The organism is Salegentibacter salinarum (assembly GCF_900168115.1).
Taxonomy (GTDB): Bacteria; Bacteroidota; Bacteroidia; order Flavobacteriales; family Flavobacteriaceae; genus Salegentibacter; species Salegentibacter salinarum.
On the sequence record NZ_FUZC01000009.1, the window covers coordinates 128,834 to 149,247 of the forward strand.

Annotated in this window: 19 protein-coding genes; 9 read left to right on the top strand and 10 right to left on the bottom strand. The window is 37.9% G+C overall.

The features are described 5' to 3' along the window. Window positions 1-316: 316 nt before the first annotated feature. On the top strand, window positions 317-1,711 hold the full coding sequence (locus B5X53_RS12230) for an exopolysaccharide biosynthesis polyprenyl glycosylphosphotransferase (protein WP_079713516.1): 1,395 nt from the start codon (window positions 317-319) through the stop codon (window positions 1,709-1,711). 47 nt (window positions 1,712-1,758) lie between these two features. Here the strand turns inward: B5X53_RS12230 and lnt are convergent, their stop codons facing one another. Beyond that, window positions 1,759-3,351: an apolipoprotein N-acyltransferase gene (lnt, locus tag B5X53_RS12235; RefSeq protein WP_079713517.1), complete on the bottom strand. Its 1,593-nt coding sequence runs from the start codon at window positions 3,349-3,351 to the stop codon at window positions 1,759-1,761. 160 nt (window positions 3,352-3,511) lie between these two features. On the opposite strand from lnt, the gene B5X53_RS12240 reads away from it, so the two are divergent. Then, window positions 3,512-4,276: a CDP-alcohol phosphatidyltransferase family protein gene (locus tag B5X53_RS12240; RefSeq protein ID WP_079713518.1), complete on the top strand. Its 765-nt coding sequence runs from the start codon at window positions 3,512-3,514 to the stop codon at window positions 4,274-4,276. A 266-nt stretch (window positions 4,277-4,542) separates the two neighbouring features. Here the strand turns inward: B5X53_RS12240 and lptB are convergent, their stop codons facing one another. Genes lptB through B5X53_RS12260 form a run of 4 tightly spaced genes read right to left on the bottom strand, consistent with a single transcriptional unit; the run spans window position 4,543 to window position 7,474 of the window. Further along, a complete protein-coding gene (gene lptB / locus B5X53_RS12245) occupies window positions 4,543-5,283 on the bottom strand; it encodes an LPS export ABC transporter ATP-binding protein (protein WP_079713519.1) in 741 nt (246 codons plus the stop codon). 45 nt (window positions 5,284-5,328) lie between these two features. Beyond that, on the bottom strand, window positions 5,329-5,679 hold the full coding sequence (locus B5X53_RS12250; RefSeq protein ID WP_079713520.1) for a carboxymuconolactone decarboxylase family protein: 351 nt from the start codon (window positions 5,677-5,679) through the stop codon (window positions 5,329-5,331). Between the two features lie 2 nt (window positions 5,680-5,681). Next, window positions 5,682-6,509 carry a twin-arginine translocase subunit TatC gene (tatC, locus tag B5X53_RS12255; RefSeq protein ID WP_079713521.1) on the bottom strand — a complete coding sequence of 276 codons (828 nt, stop codon included), beginning with the start codon at window positions 6,507-6,509 and terminating at the stop codon, window positions 5,682-5,684. Then, on the bottom strand, window positions 6,509-7,474 hold the full coding sequence (locus tag B5X53_RS12260) for a KpsF/GutQ family sugar-phosphate isomerase (protein ID WP_079713522.1): 966 nt from the start codon (window positions 7,472-7,474) through the stop codon (window positions 6,509-6,511). Before B5X53_RS12260 ends, tatC begins: the two co-directional genes overlap by 1 nt. 84 nt (window positions 7,475-7,558) lie before the next feature. On the opposite strand from B5X53_RS12260, the gene recQ reads away from it, so the two are divergent. Next, window positions 7,559-9,757 (top strand): DNA helicase RecQ, encoded by a 2,199-nt coding sequence (recQ, locus tag B5X53_RS12265; protein WP_079713523.1) that lies wholly within the window; start codon window positions 7,559-7,561, stop codon window positions 9,755-9,757. 147 nt (window positions 9,758-9,904) lie between these two features. On the opposite strand, the gene B5X53_RS12270 is transcribed toward recQ, so the two are convergent. Further along, window positions 9,905-10,687, bottom strand: a complete 783-nt coding sequence (locus B5X53_RS12270; protein WP_079713524.1) for a hypothetical protein — start codon at window positions 10,685-10,687, stop codon at window positions 9,905-9,907. Between the two features lie 29 nt (window positions 10,688-10,716). After that, window positions 10,717-11,451: a class I SAM-dependent methyltransferase gene (locus B5X53_RS12275; protein ID WP_079713525.1), complete on the bottom strand. Its 735-nt coding sequence runs from the start codon at window positions 11,449-11,451 to the stop codon at window positions 10,717-10,719. A gap of 35 nt (window positions 11,452-11,486) precedes the next feature. Between B5X53_RS12275 and B5X53_RS12280 the strand changes: the two genes are divergently transcribed. Further along, a complete protein-coding gene (locus tag B5X53_RS12280) occupies window positions 11,487-11,981 on the top strand; it encodes a YkgJ family cysteine cluster protein (protein WP_079713526.1) in 495 nt (164 codons plus the stop codon). A 39-nt stretch (window positions 11,982-12,020) separates the two neighbouring features. Here the strand turns inward: B5X53_RS12280 and B5X53_RS12285 are convergent, their stop codons facing one another. Beyond that, window positions 12,021-13,253 carry an exo-beta-N-acetylmuramidase NamZ family protein gene (locus tag B5X53_RS12285; RefSeq protein WP_079713527.1) on the bottom strand — a complete coding sequence of 411 codons (1,233 nt, stop codon included), beginning with the start codon at window positions 13,251-13,253 and terminating at the stop codon, window positions 12,021-12,023. A gap of 9 nt (window positions 13,254-13,262) precedes the next feature. Here B5X53_RS12285 and B5X53_RS12290 point away from each other — a divergent pair, with 9 nt between their 5' ends. The 3 genes from B5X53_RS12290 to B5X53_RS12300 all read left to right on the top strand — a co-directional run bounded on the left by B5X53_RS12290 (window position 13,263) and on the right by B5X53_RS12300 (window position 17,797). Continuing rightward, entirely contained in the window at window positions 13,263-14,495 is a 1,233-nt protein-coding gene (locus B5X53_RS12290) for an ABC transporter permease (protein WP_079713528.1), read from the top strand. A gap of 80 nt (window positions 14,496-14,575) precedes the next feature. Continuing rightward, window positions 14,576-15,556 carry a PLP-dependent cysteine synthase family protein gene (locus tag B5X53_RS12295; protein ID WP_079713553.1) on the top strand — a complete coding sequence of 327 codons (981 nt, stop codon included), beginning with the start codon at window positions 14,576-14,578 and terminating at the stop codon, window positions 15,554-15,556. Between the two features lie 138 nt (window positions 15,557-15,694). Further along, window positions 15,695-17,797, top strand: coding sequence for an amino acid carrier protein (locus B5X53_RS12300; protein ID WP_079713529.1), 2,103 nt, complete (start codon window positions 15,695-15,697; stop codon window positions 17,795-17,797). Window positions 17,798-18,249: 452 nt separating this feature from the next. Here B5X53_RS12300 and B5X53_RS12310 read toward each other — a convergent pair whose 3' ends face one another. Both B5X53_RS12310 and B5X53_RS12315 read right to left on the bottom strand, forming a co-directional pair. Then, a complete protein-coding gene (locus B5X53_RS12310) occupies window positions 18,250-18,435 on the bottom strand; it encodes a hypothetical protein (protein WP_079713531.1) in 186 nt (61 codons plus the stop codon). Window positions 18,436-18,548: 113 nt separating this feature from the next. Continuing rightward, window positions 18,549-19,103 carry a hypothetical protein gene (locus tag B5X53_RS12315; protein ID WP_079713532.1) on the bottom strand — a complete coding sequence of 185 codons (555 nt, stop codon included), beginning with the start codon at window positions 19,101-19,103 and terminating at the stop codon, window positions 18,549-18,551. A 68-nt stretch (window positions 19,104-19,171) separates the two neighbouring features. Here B5X53_RS12315 and B5X53_RS12320 point away from each other — a divergent pair, with 68 nt between their 5' ends. Continuing rightward, window positions 19,172-19,876: an SGNH/GDSL hydrolase family protein gene (locus B5X53_RS12320; RefSeq protein WP_079713533.1), complete on the top strand. Its 705-nt coding sequence runs from the start codon at window positions 19,172-19,174 to the stop codon at window positions 19,874-19,876. A 268-nt stretch (window positions 19,877-20,144) separates the two neighbouring features. Continuing rightward, window positions 20,145-20,375 (top strand): PspC family transcriptional regulator, encoded by a 231-nt coding sequence (locus B5X53_RS12325; RefSeq protein ID WP_079713534.1) that lies wholly within the window; start codon window positions 20,145-20,147, stop codon window positions 20,373-20,375. The last annotated feature ends 39 nt before the right edge of the window (window positions 20,376-20,414 follow it).

The window sequence follows — 20,414 nt, forward strand, 5'->3', positions numbered from 1 at the left end:
CTGAATTTATTTCAGGATCTAACATGATCTAAGTTAATATCACCTTAAGAGTCGAATGGTTCCTGCCTTTCCTCTCAACTCGTTACTACGAGCGCCCCGAATACGTTTCGACAGATTGATTCAGTCGTTCCTTCATAGCAATGACGTTACTTTCATTATTTCATTTGAAAAATATTAGTGTATTCGTGGCTTTAAAAGGGTGGAGATAAGACATCTGGTCCGATGCAATATTAACCCTGAATCCATCCTTATTTTCCTCTATTAAAAGTAGTAGAAATCAAAAAAATTCTATCTTTAACCCGTAAGTAGGTAAGCTATGTCCCAACGGCCACTTGTACATTTTGAAATCTCTGAGCGTAAGGTATTACTGCGTTTGTTAGACTCGCTTTGTATTTTAACCTGCCTCAGCCTGATAGGAATTATCTTTGAATTCGATTATTTTAGAATAGATTCCCAAAACTGGTACTGGACCCTGGTTTTACTCCTTTATTTTAACCTTTTTGCCAGTATTTTTGAACTTTACGATCTTCAAAAAGCTTCCAATTTCGATAGCGTATTACAAAATTCATTGTTAAGCTCCGGGGCTACTGTTTTATTCTATATGCTTACGCCTTTTTTAACACCCAGTCTTCCGGAAAATCGCTTGCAAATTCTCTTTTTCTTCCTCGCAATTTTGATTCCCCTATTATTATGGCGTCTTGTGTATATCACTTTAATTTCTTCTCCGCGCTTTTATAAACGGGTTCTGGTGGTAGGCAATTCTTTTGATATTAATCTCATCAGTTCTGATCTTCAGAAATCTGATCCTAATTATGTGGTGGTAGGTTATATTAAAACTGAAGACCGGCTTTCTTCAGAAATAGATGAGGATAAACTGATTAGGTTTGAGATTAAAGATCTTACCGAAGCTATTAAAGAGCATCATATAAACGAAATTGTAGTGGCCAGTGGATACAAAAAAGGCCTGATGCTGCCATTGTACAATCAGTTAAGTGTTTTGCTAAAAGCAGGATTTCCTATTAAAGATTATACACAGGTTTACGAAGAAATTACCCAGCGTATTCCCGTACAGCACGTTGATAAGGATTTTTACCGCTATTTTCCTTTTAGCCGAAGTAATCAGAATAAATTTTATCAATTTTTTTTTAGAATTTTCGATATTATTATTGCGTTAGTGGGATTGACTTTTTTGATACTGATGCTTCCTATTATTTTAATAGCAAACTTCCTGGGCAACCGGGGTTCACTGTTTTACCGGCAGGAAAGAATTGGGAAGTATGGAGAGATTTTTAGGATTTTAAAGTTAAGGACTATGGTAAAAGATGCCGAGCCTAACGGACCTCAATATGCTGAAAAGAACGATTTACGAACTACCAAATTCGGAAAATTTTTAAGGAGGTCCAGGCTGGATGAAATTCCGCAGTTTTATAATGTTTTAAAAGGAGAAATGAGCCTGATAGGACCAAGACCCGAAAGACCCGTTTTTGTTCATGAATTATCTGAAGTAATTCCCTTTTACGAAACGCGTCACGTCGTAAAACCCGGTTTAACCGGTTGGGCGCAGGTGAAAGCCGATTACGGAAATTGCCATACCGATAGCCTGGTAAAACTTCAATATGATCTTTACTATATTAAACATCGCGGAATTTTCCTGGACTTGAATATTATTCTAAAAACCCTTAGCACCGTTATTTTCTTCCGAGGACAATAGTTCAGTTCTCAGTTGGCAGTGCGCGGTAGTAGTAAGTAGAAAAAGCTTTATGAAGGCCTGTTTCTTTTATACTTCACTATTGCGAACAGGAAAATAAATAAAGCCAGGAATTGGGCTACTCTCGCTAAATAATCTCCATATTCTACGTAAAAAGTTATTTCTGAGTTTAAGTGAATATCAGCCTTAATGCTGCCTTGTTTTTCATAACCAAGGCTTTTAGTAATTTCTCCCTTTTGATTGATAAATGCTGAAATCCCGGTGTTGGCACTTCGCACTACATCGCGGCGGGTTTCTATGGCTCGCAATTTAGCATAACTAAGATGCTGTTTATGGCCCTGCGAGTTTCCCCACCAGGCATCATTGGTGATAATACTAAGAAAATCGGCTCCGTTTTCTACGTAACCGGTCACATATTCTCCGTAGACGGATTCATAGCAAATTATTGGTCCTGTAGTCGCATTATTATTAAGAGCAAAAACTTCCCGGTCTTCTTGTGTGGTTTTCATTGCTACCGTACCCCCCAGATCTATCATCACATCACCTAAAATAGGTTTTAGGATTTCCTGGTATGGAAAATTCTCCACGCCCACCACAAGTTTAGATTTATGATATAGCTGAGGAATATCTTCCGCATTCATTAAAAATGCCGAATTATAATCATCGTACCAATCGTACGGGCCTAATTGGTTGCTTTGTTCTCTAACTTTTGCCGGATCACTGAATCTTTCATAAAAAGAAATCCCACTGAGAAAATTAGTTTGAGGGTATTTATTTATAAGTTGTCTTGAGAAAAAAGCAGCTTCAGATTGTTCAAAATTTGGGAGTACAGTTCCATCGGCAAAAACGGTTTCAGGAGCTAAAATAAGTTTAGTATTATCGCTGACTTTCTCTTCGCTTAGTTTAAGTAGTAATTCCCCAATCCGGGTATCGTTGGTATTGTATTTTTCGGTATAGGGATTAATATTTGGCTGCAGGATCACCACTTCCATAGTTTCTCCTTTTTCTTCAACCTGGCTTAATAATAAATAGGAACTCCCAATCGGGATTAAAATCAGTAACCCCACTTTAAAGATTCCGCGGTAGATAAAATCTTTATCCTTGAATTCTTTATAAAGTAATACCGCTTTAAAACAAGCGATATTAGCAAGCCAAACCCAAAGGGTACCACCAAAAGTACCTGTATATTCATACCACTGCACCCAATTTTGAAATTCAGAAAATGCGTTTCCTAAATTTAACCAGGGCCAGGAAAATTCCCAGGCAAGGTGTAGTTTTTCAAAAACCATCCAGATACTGATCAAAAAAGCTGAAGCCGCGCTAAACCCGGTACGTTTTGCTACAATATGATATAGCAAAAATACCAAGGCCATAAGGAGGGAATTTACCAGGACGGCGAAGGCACCACCGAAAGCGGTAGAAAAATAGAGCCAGTAGGTTGTGATAAGGTTCCAAAGGAAAAAGCTTAAATAAGCCAGCCCAAGTACCTTCCATTTAACATATTTCTTTTTTGAATTTCTTACTTTAAATTCGGCATAGAGCAGTGGTACAAAGGCAAAAAATAAAAGTAGCGGAAATCCATAAGTTGGCCAGGCAAGTGCCAGCAAAAGTCCGCTTGAAATTGCGTAAAGAAAGTTTTTCATACTCAGGAAATTCTGTTCAAAAATAACAAACTATTCTTTTTTAAAGAGATTTCGGTAACTTCTTTGAAGTTAAAGCTTTTGTAATTGTTCCTTCAGAAAGTGAAAAAACTTGTAGAAACAGGCGGTAATTGATTAGTTTAGTATTCTAGAAAACCAATCTATGAGTATAAAAAGGCATATTCCGAATTTAATTACTCTTTTAAACCTTCTCTGCGGGACCATCGCGGTAATCTTCGCTGTACAGGGAAGTCTCATTATGGCGGCAATTTTTGTAGCCGGCGGAATTTTCTTCGATTTTTTTGACGGGCTAGCTGCCAGAAGCCTAAATGTCTCGAGTGATATTGGATTGCAACTTGATTCTTTGGCCGACGTTGTTACCAGTGGAGTAGTACCGGGAATTGTGATGTATCAATTGCTTGATAACGCGTTGCCGGGAAATTCGGGAGTAGAAAATACCGGCTGGGAGGTGAATCCCGGTTGGTGGGATTGGAATTTCAATACAATTGCTTTAATTGGTTTGTTAATTTGTTTAGCTTCTGCTTATAGACTGGCGAAATTCAATGTAGACGATCGTCAAACCGATTCATTTATTGGCGTTCCCACCCCTGCAAATGCACTTTTAATCCTGAGTTTTCCGCTTATTTTAACTTATCAACCAGATAGTTTTTTAACCGGTTTAATTTTGAATGAATGGTTTTTAATCGCCGTTACTCTCCTAAGTTGTTATCTATTAAATGCCGAAATAAAACTTTTTGCCTTAAAATTTAAGAATTGGGGTTTTGCCGATAATAAAGTACGCTACTTCTTTTTGCTCTTATGTTTGGTGTTGATACTGGTATTTCAGTTTGTAGCCGTGCCGCTTATTATTTTGAGCTATGTGATTTTATCGGTTGTTTTTCCGAAGAAAGAAGAGGAAGTACATTAAAACAAACCTCACAGGTTTTTAAAACCTGTGAGGTTTAAGAATTTTCAGGTTATCTATTTAAGTTGAATCGTCATCCTGTCCCGAAGCTTCGGGATTGTTTCAGAGCCCTTCCCGATTTTTCATCGGGGGTCTCGAGCTAAAATACTTTTCATACTAGATGCTGAAACGAGTTCAGCATGACGTAATTTCATGCTTTCCTTTCGAAAGTTACGATTGATATATTGCAGGATTTAAGTAGTGCGAGTATTTAGAGTAAATTCTAATTTCTATTTAAACAACTTCTTCTTTCTCAACTCAAAATTTTGGCCCAGGTAAACTTTTCTTACCATTTCGTCTTCAGCGAGTTCTTGCGGTTGACCGTGCTTTAAGATGCTTCCTTCAAACATTAGATAGGTTCTATCTGTAATGGCCAGGGTTTCCTGCACATTGTGATCGGTAATAAGAATTCCGATATTCTTATCTTTTAATTGCGCTACAATTCGCTGGATATCTTCAACCGCAACGGGATCTACGCCGGCAAAAGGTTCATCGAGAAGTATGAAATTTGGGTCGGTGGCGAGGGCACGGGCAATTTCGGTACGACGGCGCTCTCCACCACTTAAAAGATCGCCCCGGTTTTTCCGAATATGGCCTAAGCCAAATTCTTCAATAAGTGTTTCCATCTTATCGTGGCGCTCTTTTTTAGAAAGATCGGTGAGTTCAAGCACGCTCATAATATTGTCTTCAATACTAAGTTTCCTGAAAACGGAAGCTTCCTGTGCCAAATATCCAATTCCATGCTGCGCCCGTTTGTACATCGGGTATTTGGTGATATTAACCTTGTCTAAAACAATTTTACCGGAATTTGGTTTTATAAGGCCCACAATCATATAAAAAGAAGTGGTTTTCCCGGCGCCGTTTGGTCCCAGCAATCCTACGATCTCGCCCTGATTTACTTCGAGAGAGATTCCTTTTACAACTTCTTTTCCTTTATAGGCTTTAACTAAATTCTCGGCACGTAATTTCATTCAAAAAGCATTTTAGAGCTAAGTTACATTTTTTATGCCAGCCTGTTATTCTTTAGCATTTTCCAGAGCTTCCCAGTATTCATGGGCGCGGCGAAGGTGAGGAATTACAATAGTTCCTCCAATTAGAGTGCCAATACTCAAGGTTTCCATAACCTGTTCACGGGTTAAGCCTTCTTTATAACTGGATTCTAAATGGTATTTCACACAATCGTCGCAACGCAAAACCAGGGAGGCAACAAGACCTAATAATTCTTTTGTTTTTTTATCTACTGCACCTTCAGTAAAAGCATTGGTATCTAAATTAAAAATCCTTTTGAGCACTTTATTGTTTTCTCCAAGGATTTTATCATTCATCTGCTGACGGTAAGCATTGAATTCGTCAACTTTATTAATCATAGCTAATTTTTATTAAGTTTTCTTTGTTCTTGTTTGTAGATTACTTTTGAAATAATAATACTTACTTCATAAAGTATCAGTACCGGAATAGCCACAATTATCTGGCTAACAATATCGGGAGGGGTAATTATGGCTGAAAGTATCAGTACAATAACTAATGCGTATTTTCGGTATTTTTGAAGGAATTGCGGCGTTACCACTCCAACCCTGGTAAGAAAATAAATAACAATTGGTAATTCAAAAATAAGTCCACTGGCAAGCACTGAAGCCCTAACCAGGCCAATATAACTACCCAGGTCGAAATCGTTAAAAACGGTTTCACTTACCTGATATTTCCCCAGGAAATTTATAGATAACGGTGTTACCACGTAGTATCCAAAAACTACCCCTATAAAAAACAACAAGGAAGTGATAAATATAAATCCTTTAGCGTGTTTACGTTCATTATCGTGCATTGCAGGCGCAACGAACAGCCAAAACTGGTAGATAACGTAAGGAAATGCAATAATAAACCCGGCGGTTATAGAGGTCCAGACATGTGCCGAAAATTGCCCGCCCATTGTTCTACTTTGAATCCTAAATGGCATCTCGTCAAAACAGAAACCGGCATCTACTCCCAGCGAAGTGGTAATTCGGCAGAGAATATCGTACGAAAAGAAATCGCCTCTACTGGGTCCAAAAAGTAATACATCAAAGATGAATCCCTTTAAAAGAAAAGCTATAGAACCGGCCACAACAATTGCGACAACAGATCTTATTAAATGCCATCTTAAATCTTCTAAATGGTCCAAAAAGGACATCTCAGGTTCAGGGGTGCCAATTTGCTTCATTATAAAATTCCTTCTCGAATTAAGTTATGTATATGTACTACACCCGCGTAGGTTTGGTTATCAAGGGCCAGTAACTGGGAAATTTTATTTTCTTCCAGCATTTCTAAAGCGTCTACCGCCAGGGAATCCTGGTCTATGGTTTTTGGATTAGGACTCATAATATCCCTGGCTGTAAGGTTTTTGAATTCGGTATTATTTTTAAGCATTCGTCTGATATCCCCATCTGTGATAATACCTATAATTTTATTGTTTTCAATTACTGCAGTAACTCCAAGCATTTTTTCTGAGATCTCTATAATCGCATCGGTAACTGAAGTTTCTGGCGCAACCTGGGGTTTCATATTTTGTGCGGTAATATCACTCACTCTCAGGTAAAGTTTTTTACCAAGCGAACCACCGGGATGATATTTTGCAAAATCTTTACGTGAAAAACCTTTCAGTTTTAATAGACAAATTGCCAAAGCATCTCCCATTACCATCTGTGCCGTTGTACTGGTAGTAGGCGCAAGATTATTGGGGCAGGCTTCTTTTTCTACATAAGAGTTCAACACATAGTCAGATTCCCTTCCCAGGAAAGATTCTTTATCGGCCGTAATTCCAATAAGTAAATTATTGAAATCCTTAATATAAGGTACTAAAACCTTTATTTCAGGGCTATTTCCGCTTTTGGAAATACAAATTACAACATCGTCTTTTTGAATAGTCCCAAGATCGCCGTGAATGGCGTCTGCAGCGTGCATAAAAATTGCAGGGGTGCCTGTAGAATTAAGCGTAGCTACTATTTTTGTGGCAATTACGGCACTTTTTCCAATGCCGGTAACAATTACCCTTCCTTTTGCATCGTAAATTTTTTCTACGGCTTCAGCAAACTCACTATCAATAAAATTTTCAAGGTTTGCAATCGCTTTGGCCTCAATGGAAATAGTTTCTTTTGCAGCAATAAGGATTTTTTCCTTCAGTTTCAAATTTAGATAAAATTAAGGATTGTGAGTTTAAAGAAATATGTATCTTTAGTTATGCAAATGTATGTAAAATTGTAACACAATTGAATGAGTTTGACGGAAATTGATTTACACCAACAGCTAAAGAAGTACTTTGGGTTTAGTCAATTCAAAGGCCTTCAGGAAGAGGTGATTACCAGTATAGTGAATAAGAATAATTCTTTTGTGGTAATGCCTACCGGAGGAGGGAAATCCCTATGTTACCAACTCCCTGCGTTGATTGAAGAAGGAACGGCAATTGTAGTTTCGCCCCTTATTGCTTTAATGAAAAACCAGGTAGACGCTATACGTAGTATTTCTGCAGAGCACGGCGTTGCGCATGTGCTAAATTCTTCATTAAATAAGACTGAAGTAAAGCAGGTAAAAGAAGATATCGCTAACGGTGTCACCAAGTTGCTTTATGTAGCCCCTGAATCGCTTACTAAAGAAGATCATGTTGAGTTTTTAAAACATCAAAAGATTTCTTTTCTGGCTATAGATGAGGCGCACTGTATTAGTGAATGGGGTCACGATTTTAGACCAGAATATCGAAATTTACGAAGTATCATAAAGCGTATAGGCGATAATATTCCAATTATTGCACTTACGGCTACAGCGACTCCAAAAGTGCAGGAAGATATTCTTAAGAATCTAGGAATTCCCGACGCGAATACCTTTAAAGCAAGTTTTAACCGACCGAATTTATATTACGAGGTACGGCCAAAAACCAAAAATGTAAATGCCGATATTATCCGTTTTATCAAACAACACCGCGGTAAATCTGGGATTATTTATTGTTTAAGCAGGAAAAAAGTTGAAGAGCTCGCACAAACACTGCAGGTTAACGGAATTAATGCCGTGCCCTACCACGCAGGGCTGGACGCCAAAACTCGAAGCAGACACCAGGACCAGTTTCTTATGGAAGAAATTGATGTGGTGGTCGCAACTATTGCTTTTGGAATGGGAATAGACAAACCCGATGTTCGGTTTGTTATTCACCACGATATTCCGAAAAGTATAGAAAGTTATTACCAGGAAACCGGCCGAGCTGGAAGAGATGGGGGCGAAGGGCATTGCCTTGCTTTTTATTCCTATAAAGATATTGAAAAGCTCGAAAAGTTTATGAGTGGAAAACCTGTGGCCGAGCAGGAAATTGGTCACGCTTTATTGCAAGAAGTAGTTGCGTATGCAGAAACTTCGGTTTCCCGTAGAAAGTTTATTCTACATTATTTCGGGGAAGAATTTGACAGCGAAACCGGCGAAGGAGCCTCTATGGACGATAATGTACGATACCCTAAAAAACAACACGAGGCCGGGGAAGAGGTGCAGTTACTTTTAAAAACGGTTAAGGAAACCAAGCAGTTGTATAAGTCTAAAGAGGTTGTAAAAACACTTATTGGTAAATCTAATGCGGTTATCCTATCACATAAAACCGATACTCATCCACTCTTTGGAAAAGGAAAAGACAGGGATGGAAAATACTGGATGGCTTTAATCAGGCAGGTTTTGGTTGCCGGTTTATTGAAAAAAGATATTGAAACCTACGGTGTAATAAAACTTACTTCTAAAGGTGAAGAATTCTTGCAGAATCCAACATCATTTATGATGACCGATGATCATATTTTTGACAGTACTACGGAAGCTGTTCCAACTGCAAGTCAGTCTGGAGGGGCAGGGATAGATAAAACCCTGGTTAAAATGCTAAAAGATCTTCGGAAAAAAGTAGCTGTAAAAAATGAAGTGCCGCCTTTCGTGGTGTTTCAGGATCCTTCGCTGGAAGATATGGCTATAAAATACCCGGTGAGTATTGAAGAACTCAGCAATATTTTTGGAGTTGGTGAAAACAAAGCCAAGAAGTTCGGGAAAGAATTTGTAGAACTTATTCAGCGTTATGTAGATGAAAATGAGATTGTACGTCCAGACGACCTGGTAGTAAAATCTACCGGCGCAAATTCGGCTTTAAAATTATATATAATTCAGAATGTAGACAGGAAATTACCTTTAGATGATATTGCTTCTGCAAAGGGAATGGAGATGAAGGAGTTTATAAAGGAAATGGAGGCTATTGTTTACAGCGGCACCAAGTTGAATATAAATTACTGGATAGACGATATTTTAGATGAAGACCAACAGGAAGAAATTCACGAATATTTTCTGGAAGCTGAAACCGATAAAATTGATGAAGCCATCCAGGAATTTGACGGTGATTACGACGATGAAGAGTTGAGGTTGTACCGAATTAAATTTATTAGTGACGTAGCGAATTAAACAGGGTGAAGGCTTAGTCTGTCAAATTTTATACTCGTCATCCTAAATTTATTTCAGGATCTAAGCCGTTTCTAGTTCCAAAAATGTTAGAATCCCGAAGCAAAATTCGGGATAAAGTCGGAAAATAGTTAACCCGACGATTCATAACTATCGCCCCCCAGCAGCTTGCAGGTCTCTAATGCAGTGCATTCCTAATTGTGGAACCCGGCCGCCTTCAATTTCATCGATTATTCCGCTTCCAAATTCTATAGAAGCTCGCATTAGGCAATCGGGAACATTGCAGTGGCCTTCGTTATCATCATCTTTATGATCAGATTGCGGTTCGGTGCCAATATCTACCAGGCCAAATAAATGCCCGAATTCGTGGTTTAATACTGCGGCTTCAATATCACTTTCGGTAGGCGCATTTGGGCGAGAAGCAAAATCTTCTATAGTCCCGCCAAAAATAACCATAGATGTATTTCTAAATGCAGAACCTAAGGTGAATTTATTCTCTTCGTCTTTTTCGCTTTTTCCGTCAGCAAAATAAATATATACCGCAATTTCATCTCCAGCGTTGTAAACGGTGCGGGTGTCTTTTTCTATTTCTACAATTTCTTCTATAGAAAATGGCGCCTTGCCAGAAGAAGAAACCGCTCTTAAACTAATATTAATACCATCGGGTTTAAAAGTGCGTTCTTCAAGGAAACTTTTGAAGTTTGCCAGGGCTGCTTCGGTAGGAGCAAACCCGTTTACATAAACAATTTCTATATTCATAGAAGTGAATTCAGAATCGCTTAAAAGATGTGAAGCCGAATCGCCCAAACCCTGTAAATTGGCAGTTTTATCTATTCCTGAAATCCCGTCATCACCATTTTCATCTGAATCTGAAGTACAGGAAAAACTGAACATTAAAATTAAAAGAAGAAGGCTGTATTTGTATTTAGACATTGAAAAGCAATTTTGGTAAAAATATAAATTTATTGTTTTAAAGCTTGTAATTCAGCTAAATAATCGTAGTGCTCTCCTTCTTTTATGCGTTTACAGCTAAAGTTATTGGTTTCAGCGGCAAATTTTAAGGTTTGAAAATCTATATAAAGCCAATTAAAATAATCGGAATTTTCACCTTTGTAACTTACCTTAAATTCCAGTTCTCCGTAATATGCAGCTTCAGAATCTACCCAAATTCCGCCATCTTCATCCCGGTCAAATAAATAGCTTAAATCTGAAGAATCTAAAAGAAGCTTACCCCCGGTCTTCAGCAATTCTCTGGTTTTTTTGAAGAATTTATCCAGGTTGTTAAGCTTGCCAATTATTCCGCTCCCATTCATAAGCATTAAAATAGTATCAAATTTTTCAGCTTTTAGGTTGAAAAAATCGATGTTTCGAGCATCTTTAATTCCGCGCAGGCGGGAAATTTCTATAGCCCCTTGAGAAGTATCAATGGAAGTCACATTTAATTTTTTTTCTTGTTGAAGATAAAGCGAATGGCTGCCGGCACCACAACCAACATCTAAAACCTTTCCCGTAGCAAGTTGCAAAGCTTTTTGCTCTAAAGGAGGCATTTCTGAATAATTTCGGAATAAATAAGTAACAGGAATTACATCATCATCAAAATCGGGAGAATGTACCTGGATATCGGTAGTGTCCTTTTCGTGATAGTAAGCTGAAATCGCTTTTCCAAAAATGTCTTTTGCTGAAGTTTCCTGATTCATTGATGCGGTGTAGGTTGGTTTTATATCTTTGCTGAATGGAAGAAATTCTGAAAAATCTCCCTGAAAAGGCCAAAGATAAGCATAAGGAAAATAAAAAGTTTTTTGCGAAACTTAGAAAAAAGCCGCCAAAAGATCTGGACCGGCAAATGCAGGATATGCACGAAGAGGAATTTTCCCGCACCAACTGCCTGGACTGTGCAAATTGCTGTAAAACAACCGGCCCACTTTTTACCAATAAAGATATAGAGCGCATCAGTAAACATTTAAAGCAAAAACCACAGCAGTTTATTGAACAGTATTTGCGAATAGATGAGGATAATGATTATGTGCTACAACAAGTACCCTGCACTTTCCTGGCTGAAGATAATTACTGCTTAATTTACGACGTTCGCCCAAAAGCCTGTCGCGAATTTCCGCATACCGACCGAAAGGATTTTCATAAAATTTCTAATCTTACGATTAAGAATACCGCTATCTGCCCGGCGGCATTTAATATCGTGGAGGAAATGAAGAGGAGGGTGAAAGGGTAGAATGGTTATGTTGAAATCGCAATCCGAAACTCAGAACAGCTAATAAATCAAGTAAGTATCCCTCTTCCCTTCAAACTCTTCCAAACCTTGCTGCCAGCTTTTCCTAATTTCTTCAGCTGACAAACCTTTTTCTATTTGAGATTGTAATTCTTCGGTGCCTGCAAGTTTTGTGAAAAAAGCGTTGAAGAATTCATCCTTCTTATCGGTGTTTTGATAGGTCTCAATCAGCCATTCTAAATTTATTTGATCTACAGGGTCTATTTCGCTAAGATCGCGTCCATAGCATTCCTTTCCTAAATGTTTCGGATTTTTTGCTCCGGCTTTTGATTCTGGAGTATACGTGAAATCGAAATATTCTTTATCTAAAAACGGGGATCCAAATACCTGGAATTGTTTATCGGTTCCACGTCCTGCATTTACATTGGTTCCTTCAAAAAAACACAGACTTGGGTATAAATTTATAGCCTGGGCATTGGGCAGATTCGGTGAGGGTTTTACCGGAAGATTATATGTTTTGGAATGATCGTAATTTTCCATTTCTATCACTTCAAGATCACATTGAATACCGTCTTTTAACCATTTTTCGCCATTAATCATTTTCGCGTACTCACCCATTGTTAATCCGTGTACCGTAGGAATTGGGTGCATCCCAACAAAACTTTTAAATTCAGTTTCCAAAATTGGGCCATCTATGTAATGTCCGTTGGGGTTTGGCCGGTCAAAAACGATAAGTTGTACGTCATTTTCGGCGCAGGCTTCCATCACATAATGCAACGAAGAAATATAGGTGTAAAATCGTGTTCCTACATCTTGTAAATCAAAAATCAAGACATCAAGATCTTCCAACTGTGCTGCTTTTGGTTTTTTATTATCGCCGTAAAGGGAAATTACCGGCAACCCAGTTTGAGTATCTTTACCATCTTCTACGGCTTCTCCAGCATCAGCGGTACCTCGAAACCCGTGTTCTGGGGCAAAACCTTTCACCAGGTTTACATCTAAAGCTAATAATGAATCTACTACGTGGGTAAATTCACCCGCTTTATTTTTCATAATAGAAGTCTGGTTTCCAACAATCCCGACTTTTTTCCCCTCAAGCATTGGAAGATAAGCTTCAGTGCGATTGGCGGCCAGAATAATGTCTTCTGTAACAGTTTCATTTTGATTATTTATTGCAATTTCTTCAGAAGATTGCTCTTTCTTATTTTGGTTTGCGCAGGAAAGAATACCTATAAAAGCGAATAAAAATGTACTTTTGAATAACCTTTTAAGCATCGTGATAATTTGAATTTCGAATTTTTTGTTGTTAAGCGCCTCATTGGAGGTAAAAGCCATAAAAGTAGTATTTCTGCACCTATTATAAAAATAGCAATTGCAGCAATTGCGATTGGGGTGGTTATGATGTTGGTTTCTTTTGCTACCGGACTTGGTCTACAGGAAAAAATTAGAGATAAAATCGCCGCTTTTAACGGGCATATTAATATCTCTAACTACGATAATAATAGTTCCCAGGTTACCCTTACACCGGTTGATAAAGACCAGAAATTTTATCCAGGATTCACTTCGGTTGAAGGGATTTCGCACGTGCAGGCGGTAGCGACAAAATTTGGGATTATCAGGACCGAAACAGATTTCGAAGGTGTTGTGGTAAAAGGTGTTGGAACCGATTATAATTGGAGCTATTTTGAAGATTTCCTGGTTGAAGGCAATCTCCCCGATTTTGATAAAACACTGAACGATGAGGTTTTAATTTCAGCCTATTTGGCTAACAGGCTTCAGTTAAATGTAGGAGATAAAGTACCGACTTATTTCCTACGGGATGGGAGCGATAGGCCGCTTACCAGGGGTTTTGTGGTTACTGGAATTTATGATTCAGGGTTTATGGAGTTTGATAAGCTCTACGTGCTGGCCGATATTCGGCATATTCAACGCCTTAATCGCTGGGATGAAAACGAAGTTGGGAACTTTGAAGTATTTCTAAACGATTTTAATGAAATTGATAAAAAGGGCCAGGAAGTTTATGAAAACACCGGCTCATTTTTAGATACACAAACCATAAACCAGAAGTATTATTCTATTTTTGAGTGGCTGGCGCTTTTCGATTTTAATATTGCCCTTATTATTGGAATTATGATTCTTGTCGCCGGAATAAATATGATTACCGCTTTGTTGGTTTTAATTTTAGAACGCACCCCAATGATTGGGATTTTGAAAGCCCTGGGCGGAAACGACTGGAGCATTAGAAAGATTTTTCTATACAATGCCGGTTACCTTATTATTAAAGGACTTTTCTGGGGGAATTTAATAGGAATCGGAATTTTACTACTTCAAAAGTATTTTAAATTGATTCCGCTGAATCCTGAAACTTATTATGTGACCGAAGTGCCAGTTTATTTAAATTGGGATTATATTCTAGCGGTGAACCTTGGAACCCTTATTTTATGTATGCTGATGCTGATAATTCCTTCGGTAATAATTTCAAAGATTTCTCCTTCCCGGGCTATTAAATTTGAATAAATTATAAAAAACAGGGAGTTTGGGGTATTTCTGTTGAAATAGTTTCAATTTTCTACCTTTGCAACTTCAAAATGAAAACTATGGATTACGTAGAAAATATATTGGGCACGATTGGGAATACGCCAATGGTGAAAATGAATAAAATTACAAGTGAAATTGACGCCTTGGTGCTGGCTAAATACGAAACTTTTAATCCGGGAAATTCGGTTAAAGATCGTATGGCAGTGAAAATGGTAGAGGAAGCAGAAGCCAACGGACTTTTAAAACCCGGCGGAACTATTATTGAAGGAACATCAGGAAATACAGGAATGGGCCTTGCGCTTGCTGCTATTGTGAAAGGGTATAAAATGGTTTGCGTGCTTTCTGATAAGCAGAGTAAGGAAAAAATAGATATTTTAAAAGCGGTAGGTTGTGAAGTGGTAGTTTGCCCAACCGATGTGGCACCAGACGATCCGCAGTCTTATTATTCGACTTCTAAAAGAATGGCCGAGGAAACACCAAATTCCTGGTATGTAAATCAATATGATAATCTGGCCAATACCAAAGCGCATTATGAAAGTACTGGTCCTGAAATTTGGGAGCAAACCGATGGAAAAGTAACCCATTTTGTGGTGGGCGTTGGTACCGGCGGAACAATCTCCGGGGTTGGTAAATATTTGAAAGAAAAGAATCCCTATATTAAAGTTTGGGGAATTGATACCTACGGATCTGTATTTAAAAAATACCACGAGACCGGGGAATTTGATGAAAAAGAAATCTATCCTTATATCACTGAAGGTATTGGAGAAGATATTTTACCGAAAAATGTAGATTTTAGTGTAATTGACGGATTCACGAAGGTAACCGATAAAGACGCTGCAATTTATACCCGCAAACTTGCAGAAGAAGAAGGTTTTTTCTTAGGAAATTCAGCGGGAGCTGCGGCAAAAGGCTTACTTCAACTCAAGGAACATTTCACTAAAGATGATGTAGTTGTAGTATTGTTCCACGACCACGGTAGCCGTTATGTTGGTAAAATTTTCAACGATGAGTGGATGAAAAAACAAGGCTTCATCGATTAATTTTATATAAATTCTGAATTTAATTTCAGAATGATTTTTAGCTGAGAGTATTAAAGATATATGTTATTATAAATTTTTAATACTTTCATTTTTTTATTCAGATAATAATTAACAGATAAATAGAAAAGCAATTTAGTTATGAGGAACTTATGGCTTTTTACCAGTATATTTTTAATGTTAACGGCCGTTACCGCGGCACAGAAAAATACACAAAATAATTCTAATTTACAGGTAGAAGTAAACCTTTCAAACCCTTCACGCGAGATTAACGACGGGACCGCCGAAGTTATCGTAACGGGGGGAAAAAAGCCATACCAGTATAAATGGAGCAATCAATCTACTGCCTTAGATGCCAGAAGATCTACTGGTTTAATTGAAGGAATGGAATATACCATTAAAGTAACAGATGCGAATAATAATTCTGTTTCCAAATCCTTTACAATTCCTGCCGAATCTATTACCGAAACTTTTAACAGTAATGTGCAGCCCGCCGTAGATTTTCTTGGCGGGATTTTATTTTGGGATCCTTTTGCTTCTTTAGGTCTTTTTGATCCTGTGGTATATACCTCCAATAAACAAATTCCCATTCCTGAATGGGATGCTTTAAGCAATAATTCTTATACCTTAAAAGAATGGTTAATCACGAAAAATGCAGAGGTTAGCGAAGGCGATAAAATTGCCATAATCGAAACGAATACAGGTGAAGAAATTGAAGTTTTTGCGCCCGTAAAAGGGAGGCTCAATTACCTTATTAAAGAAGGCCACGTAATTTTTGACCCTAATCGCACCAGTGATGTTGTAAAACAGGACGCGCATGTTTTTGCCGAAGTCATTTATGCTGAACCACAACCCCTATTGCATCCTAATGGAGATGTGAAGATGAATGCAATTCCTTTTATCGTAATATGGTTAATTATTGGAAGTGTCTTTTTTACAATTAGGCTTGGTTTTATAAATATCCGAGGATTCAGACATTCCATAGACCTGGCCAGGGGGAAGTATGACGACCCAAATGCACCGGGTACTATTACTCACTTCCAGGCTATGGCAACTGCTGTTTCTGCAACGGTTGGGTTAGGAAATATCGCGGGGGTTGCAGTAGCTATTTCCCTTGGTGGTGCCGGTGCTACTTTTTGGATGTTTTTAGCAGGTTTTTTTGCTATGTCTTTAAAATTTGTTGAGTGTACTTTGGGAGTAAAATACCGGTTTATAAATAGTGAAGGCCGAATTTTTGGCGGACCAATGAATTACTTGCGATATGGTCTGGAAAAAAGAAATATGAGAGGTTTGGGAAAATTTCTTGCTGGCCTTTTTGCTGTTCTTGGCGTGGGGGCATCATTTGGTGGCGGCAATATGCTACAATCTAACCAGGCGTTTAAAATTGTATCTGAGCAATTACCATTTCTACAGGGTCACGGCTTTTGGTTTGGTATAGGCTTCGCTATATTAGTGGGGGTGGTAATAATTGGGGGTATTAATAGTATTGCTAAAGTTACTGGAAAAGTGGTTCCTTTTATGGCGATAGTATATATTCTTGGATGTGCTATTGTAATTGGTACTCACATAGAAAATATAGGTGGGGCTTTTTCTGCAATTTTTAACGGAGCACTCTCTGCTGATGCCCTTAAAGGCGGATTTATTGGAGTTTTAATTATTGGTTTGCAACGGGCTGCTTTTTCCAGTGAAGCTGGGGTTGGTTCGGCTGCAATTGCACATAGTGCTTCAAAAACTAATAATCCTATAGCCGATGGTTTTACTTCTTTGGTAGAACCTTTCATAGATACTATGGTTGTTTGTACTATGACGGCCCTTGTGCTTATTTTTACCGGTATGCATGAAGTGAATGGGCTGGGAGGAGTAGAGTTAACCTCAGATGCATTTGGTAGTGTAATCTCCTGGTTCCCGGCTGTTCTCGCTTTTGCAGTTTTCCTATTTGCATTTTCAACTATGGTTTCCTGGTCTTACTATGGGATGAGATCCTGGACTTATCTTTTTGGGAAAAGTGTAAAATCTGAAACCGTTTATAAAGTTATGTTCCTTCTATTTGTTGTTCTTGGCGCTTCTACAAGTCTCGGTGCCGTACTTAGTTTCTCTGATATGATGATTTTAGCCATGTCTTTTCCAAATATTATAGGTTTATATATAATGTCTTCTGAAGTGCGGGAGGATATGATAAATTACCTAAAAAGACTTAAAGCGGGAGAAATTTACATAAGTGAAAAATTTAGGAAAGCAGCTTAAGTAAGATAATTGACTCAATGATGGAGATTGTATGCTAAGATGCTTGTTTCGAAATTAAAATTTTTAATCTCTTTGAATGTCTCGTAAGCGCGCTCCGGGTTGGTTTTCTCAAGGTAATTTCTGAAGAAAATAAAAGACAAAACTCCCAATTAAATAAAGAAGTACATCAAGAATGTCTGCGGTATATCTCCAGTGTAAGGGTGGGAGGATAACTTCAAAGTAAATTGCATACATCACGAATACGGATAGTACAGTTATAAGATTTAAACGTAAAGATTTGTCCTTTTTTAAAAACTGTACAGTAAAGAGACAGATGCTTAAAACAATTGGCATACAAAGAAAATCTGCCAGGTAGAAATTAATTAAATCGGGTAGTGGGGTTTCTAAAAGAAGGAGAGTTTGTAGAATTACAAAAGTTAGACAGAATATTACAAATACCGTTTTTAGACTTTTCATAATACCAGGAGGGAAACCAGGAAGGCAATTATACCGCCAACTACCATAACCGCTATCCAAATTGAATATCCTAGTTTAGAAAAGAAACGTCCAATGCCAGTTTTAGGTTCCTCTTTTTCCTGTCTTGCTTTTGAAGCAATATTTGAAGTAGTATTGGTATGATTTTCTTGGTTGGATTCCATAATTGAATTCTGGTTCACTTTGCTAAAAAAGATAAACAAAATTTTCAAAAAGGAATTGTTTCAGGAGGCTTTAACCGGAATTTAGGTGTTGGCTATAAAAAAATCTTAAAATATTATTCTTTCCAACCCCAGGGTGCAGTGGGAGTTTTTTCCGGTTTGGAAAGATCAAATTCTACAGTGAAATTTGTTTTAGAACCAATTCTTTTAAGGTTGTAACTAAAAATTTTATCATCCAAGCTAATCCACCAAACATTAGTCGCTGCAGCTGGAATAAGTTCAGCGGTTTCCTCATCAGCAGGAAAAACCTGGATGTTCGCTAAGCCGGTATTAGATGATGTTCCGCCATATTGCGTGATTTTATCTTCACTTCCATCAGGTTGGCGGTGATCGTGTTTCAGCTGAATTTTATCATCCTTTAATCTTAAAATCCAAGTTCGGGATTTATTTTCACCCACAAAAAATGGGATTTTAATTTCATCTTCTTCACAGGATCTCACGTGCATCAGTAATTTCTTGTTATCGAAATCATCATTACCCATTCCCTGGGGTATGGTGCCTTCATAAGCTTTTCCGCAATGTTGCTGAAGTTGTTTCCAAAAGCTTTCCGCCGGGGTTTCCTGGGCGAATAATGCGCTGCTTAAAAAGAATAAAATGAAGTACAATTTCATATTACAAATGGGCTAAATGTTTTAAATTGCTGCAAAATACGCTATTTAAAGCCTTAATCAGATTTTGAATGAAAAATTTCTACTTCATATTTTTAGCATTTTTAGCAATAGGTTGTAATACTTCTAATTCGGTCACTCAGAATACTGAAACCGATAATACTTCTGGTATGGATTACAGTTACCTCGCGCTGGGGGATTCTTATACGATTGGTGAAAGTGTTCCCGAAAAAGAGCGCTGGCCGGTACAATTGGTAGCTCAATTAAATGAAAGAGGTTATAAAGTTGCCCCGCCTAAAATTATTGCCAAAACCGGTTGGACCTCTGGAAATCTACTAGCTGCAATGAGGTCTGAATTAAATTATACACGAGAATTTGATCTGGTTTCCATTTTAATCGGTGTCAATAATCAATACCAGGGACAAAGTATTGACGATTATGAGGAAGAGCTGCGTGAGATTTTTAAGTTGGCACTTAACCATTCCAAACGCAGGGAGAAAGGAGTTTTTGCTTTGAGTATTCCAGATTATGGTGTAACACCTTTTGGAGAAGAAAATGCGGAAACTATTGGAGAGGAGATCGATGAATTTAATGCGGTTTTTAGACAGGTAGCGTCAGAATTTGAAGTCGATTTTTATAATATCACACCAATCTCGCGTGAAGCAGGGAGAGATAGCGAACTTGTAGCCGAAGATGGTTTACACCCCAGCGGATTGATGTACCGTTATTGGGTTGAAGAAATTAGAGATGAAATCCCCCAAATGTTACCCCAGTAGCTTAAAAGGCTGGCCTTAAAGCGCATTTTTCTAATTTTTAACGGGGAATAACTAGGAGGCAGTTTTATTTCAGTTGTTAGCTAAAAACTTTGGGCTTAATCTTAATGGAAATGAGTTTTTAATTAGCAATGGCAGTACGGAAAACGCTTTACATTCCCAGGCTATGGTACACTTGAAAAAGAATCATTGTGATACCAATAAATGTCTTGATTGTGCTATTGGTGTAAAATTAATGCAACGAAAGACTTAAAATCTTATATTTGTAAGGATGACAAAAATGGTTCACAATATTCGTTATTTTTTTGAGCGACATGGTTTTTATGTGTCCTCCCGAGTGGCCGATAAAGTGGGAATGCGCGCCAAAAGTGTGCGTTTGTTTTTTATTTATGCCTCTTTTGTAACCCTGGGATCGTGGTTTGTGGTTTATTTGGTACTGGCTTTTTGGCTAAAACTTAAGGATTTGGTGTACACTAAAAGAACTTCAGTTTTTGATCTATAACTGGTATTAAACTGAATTTTTATCAATAAATTTAAGGTT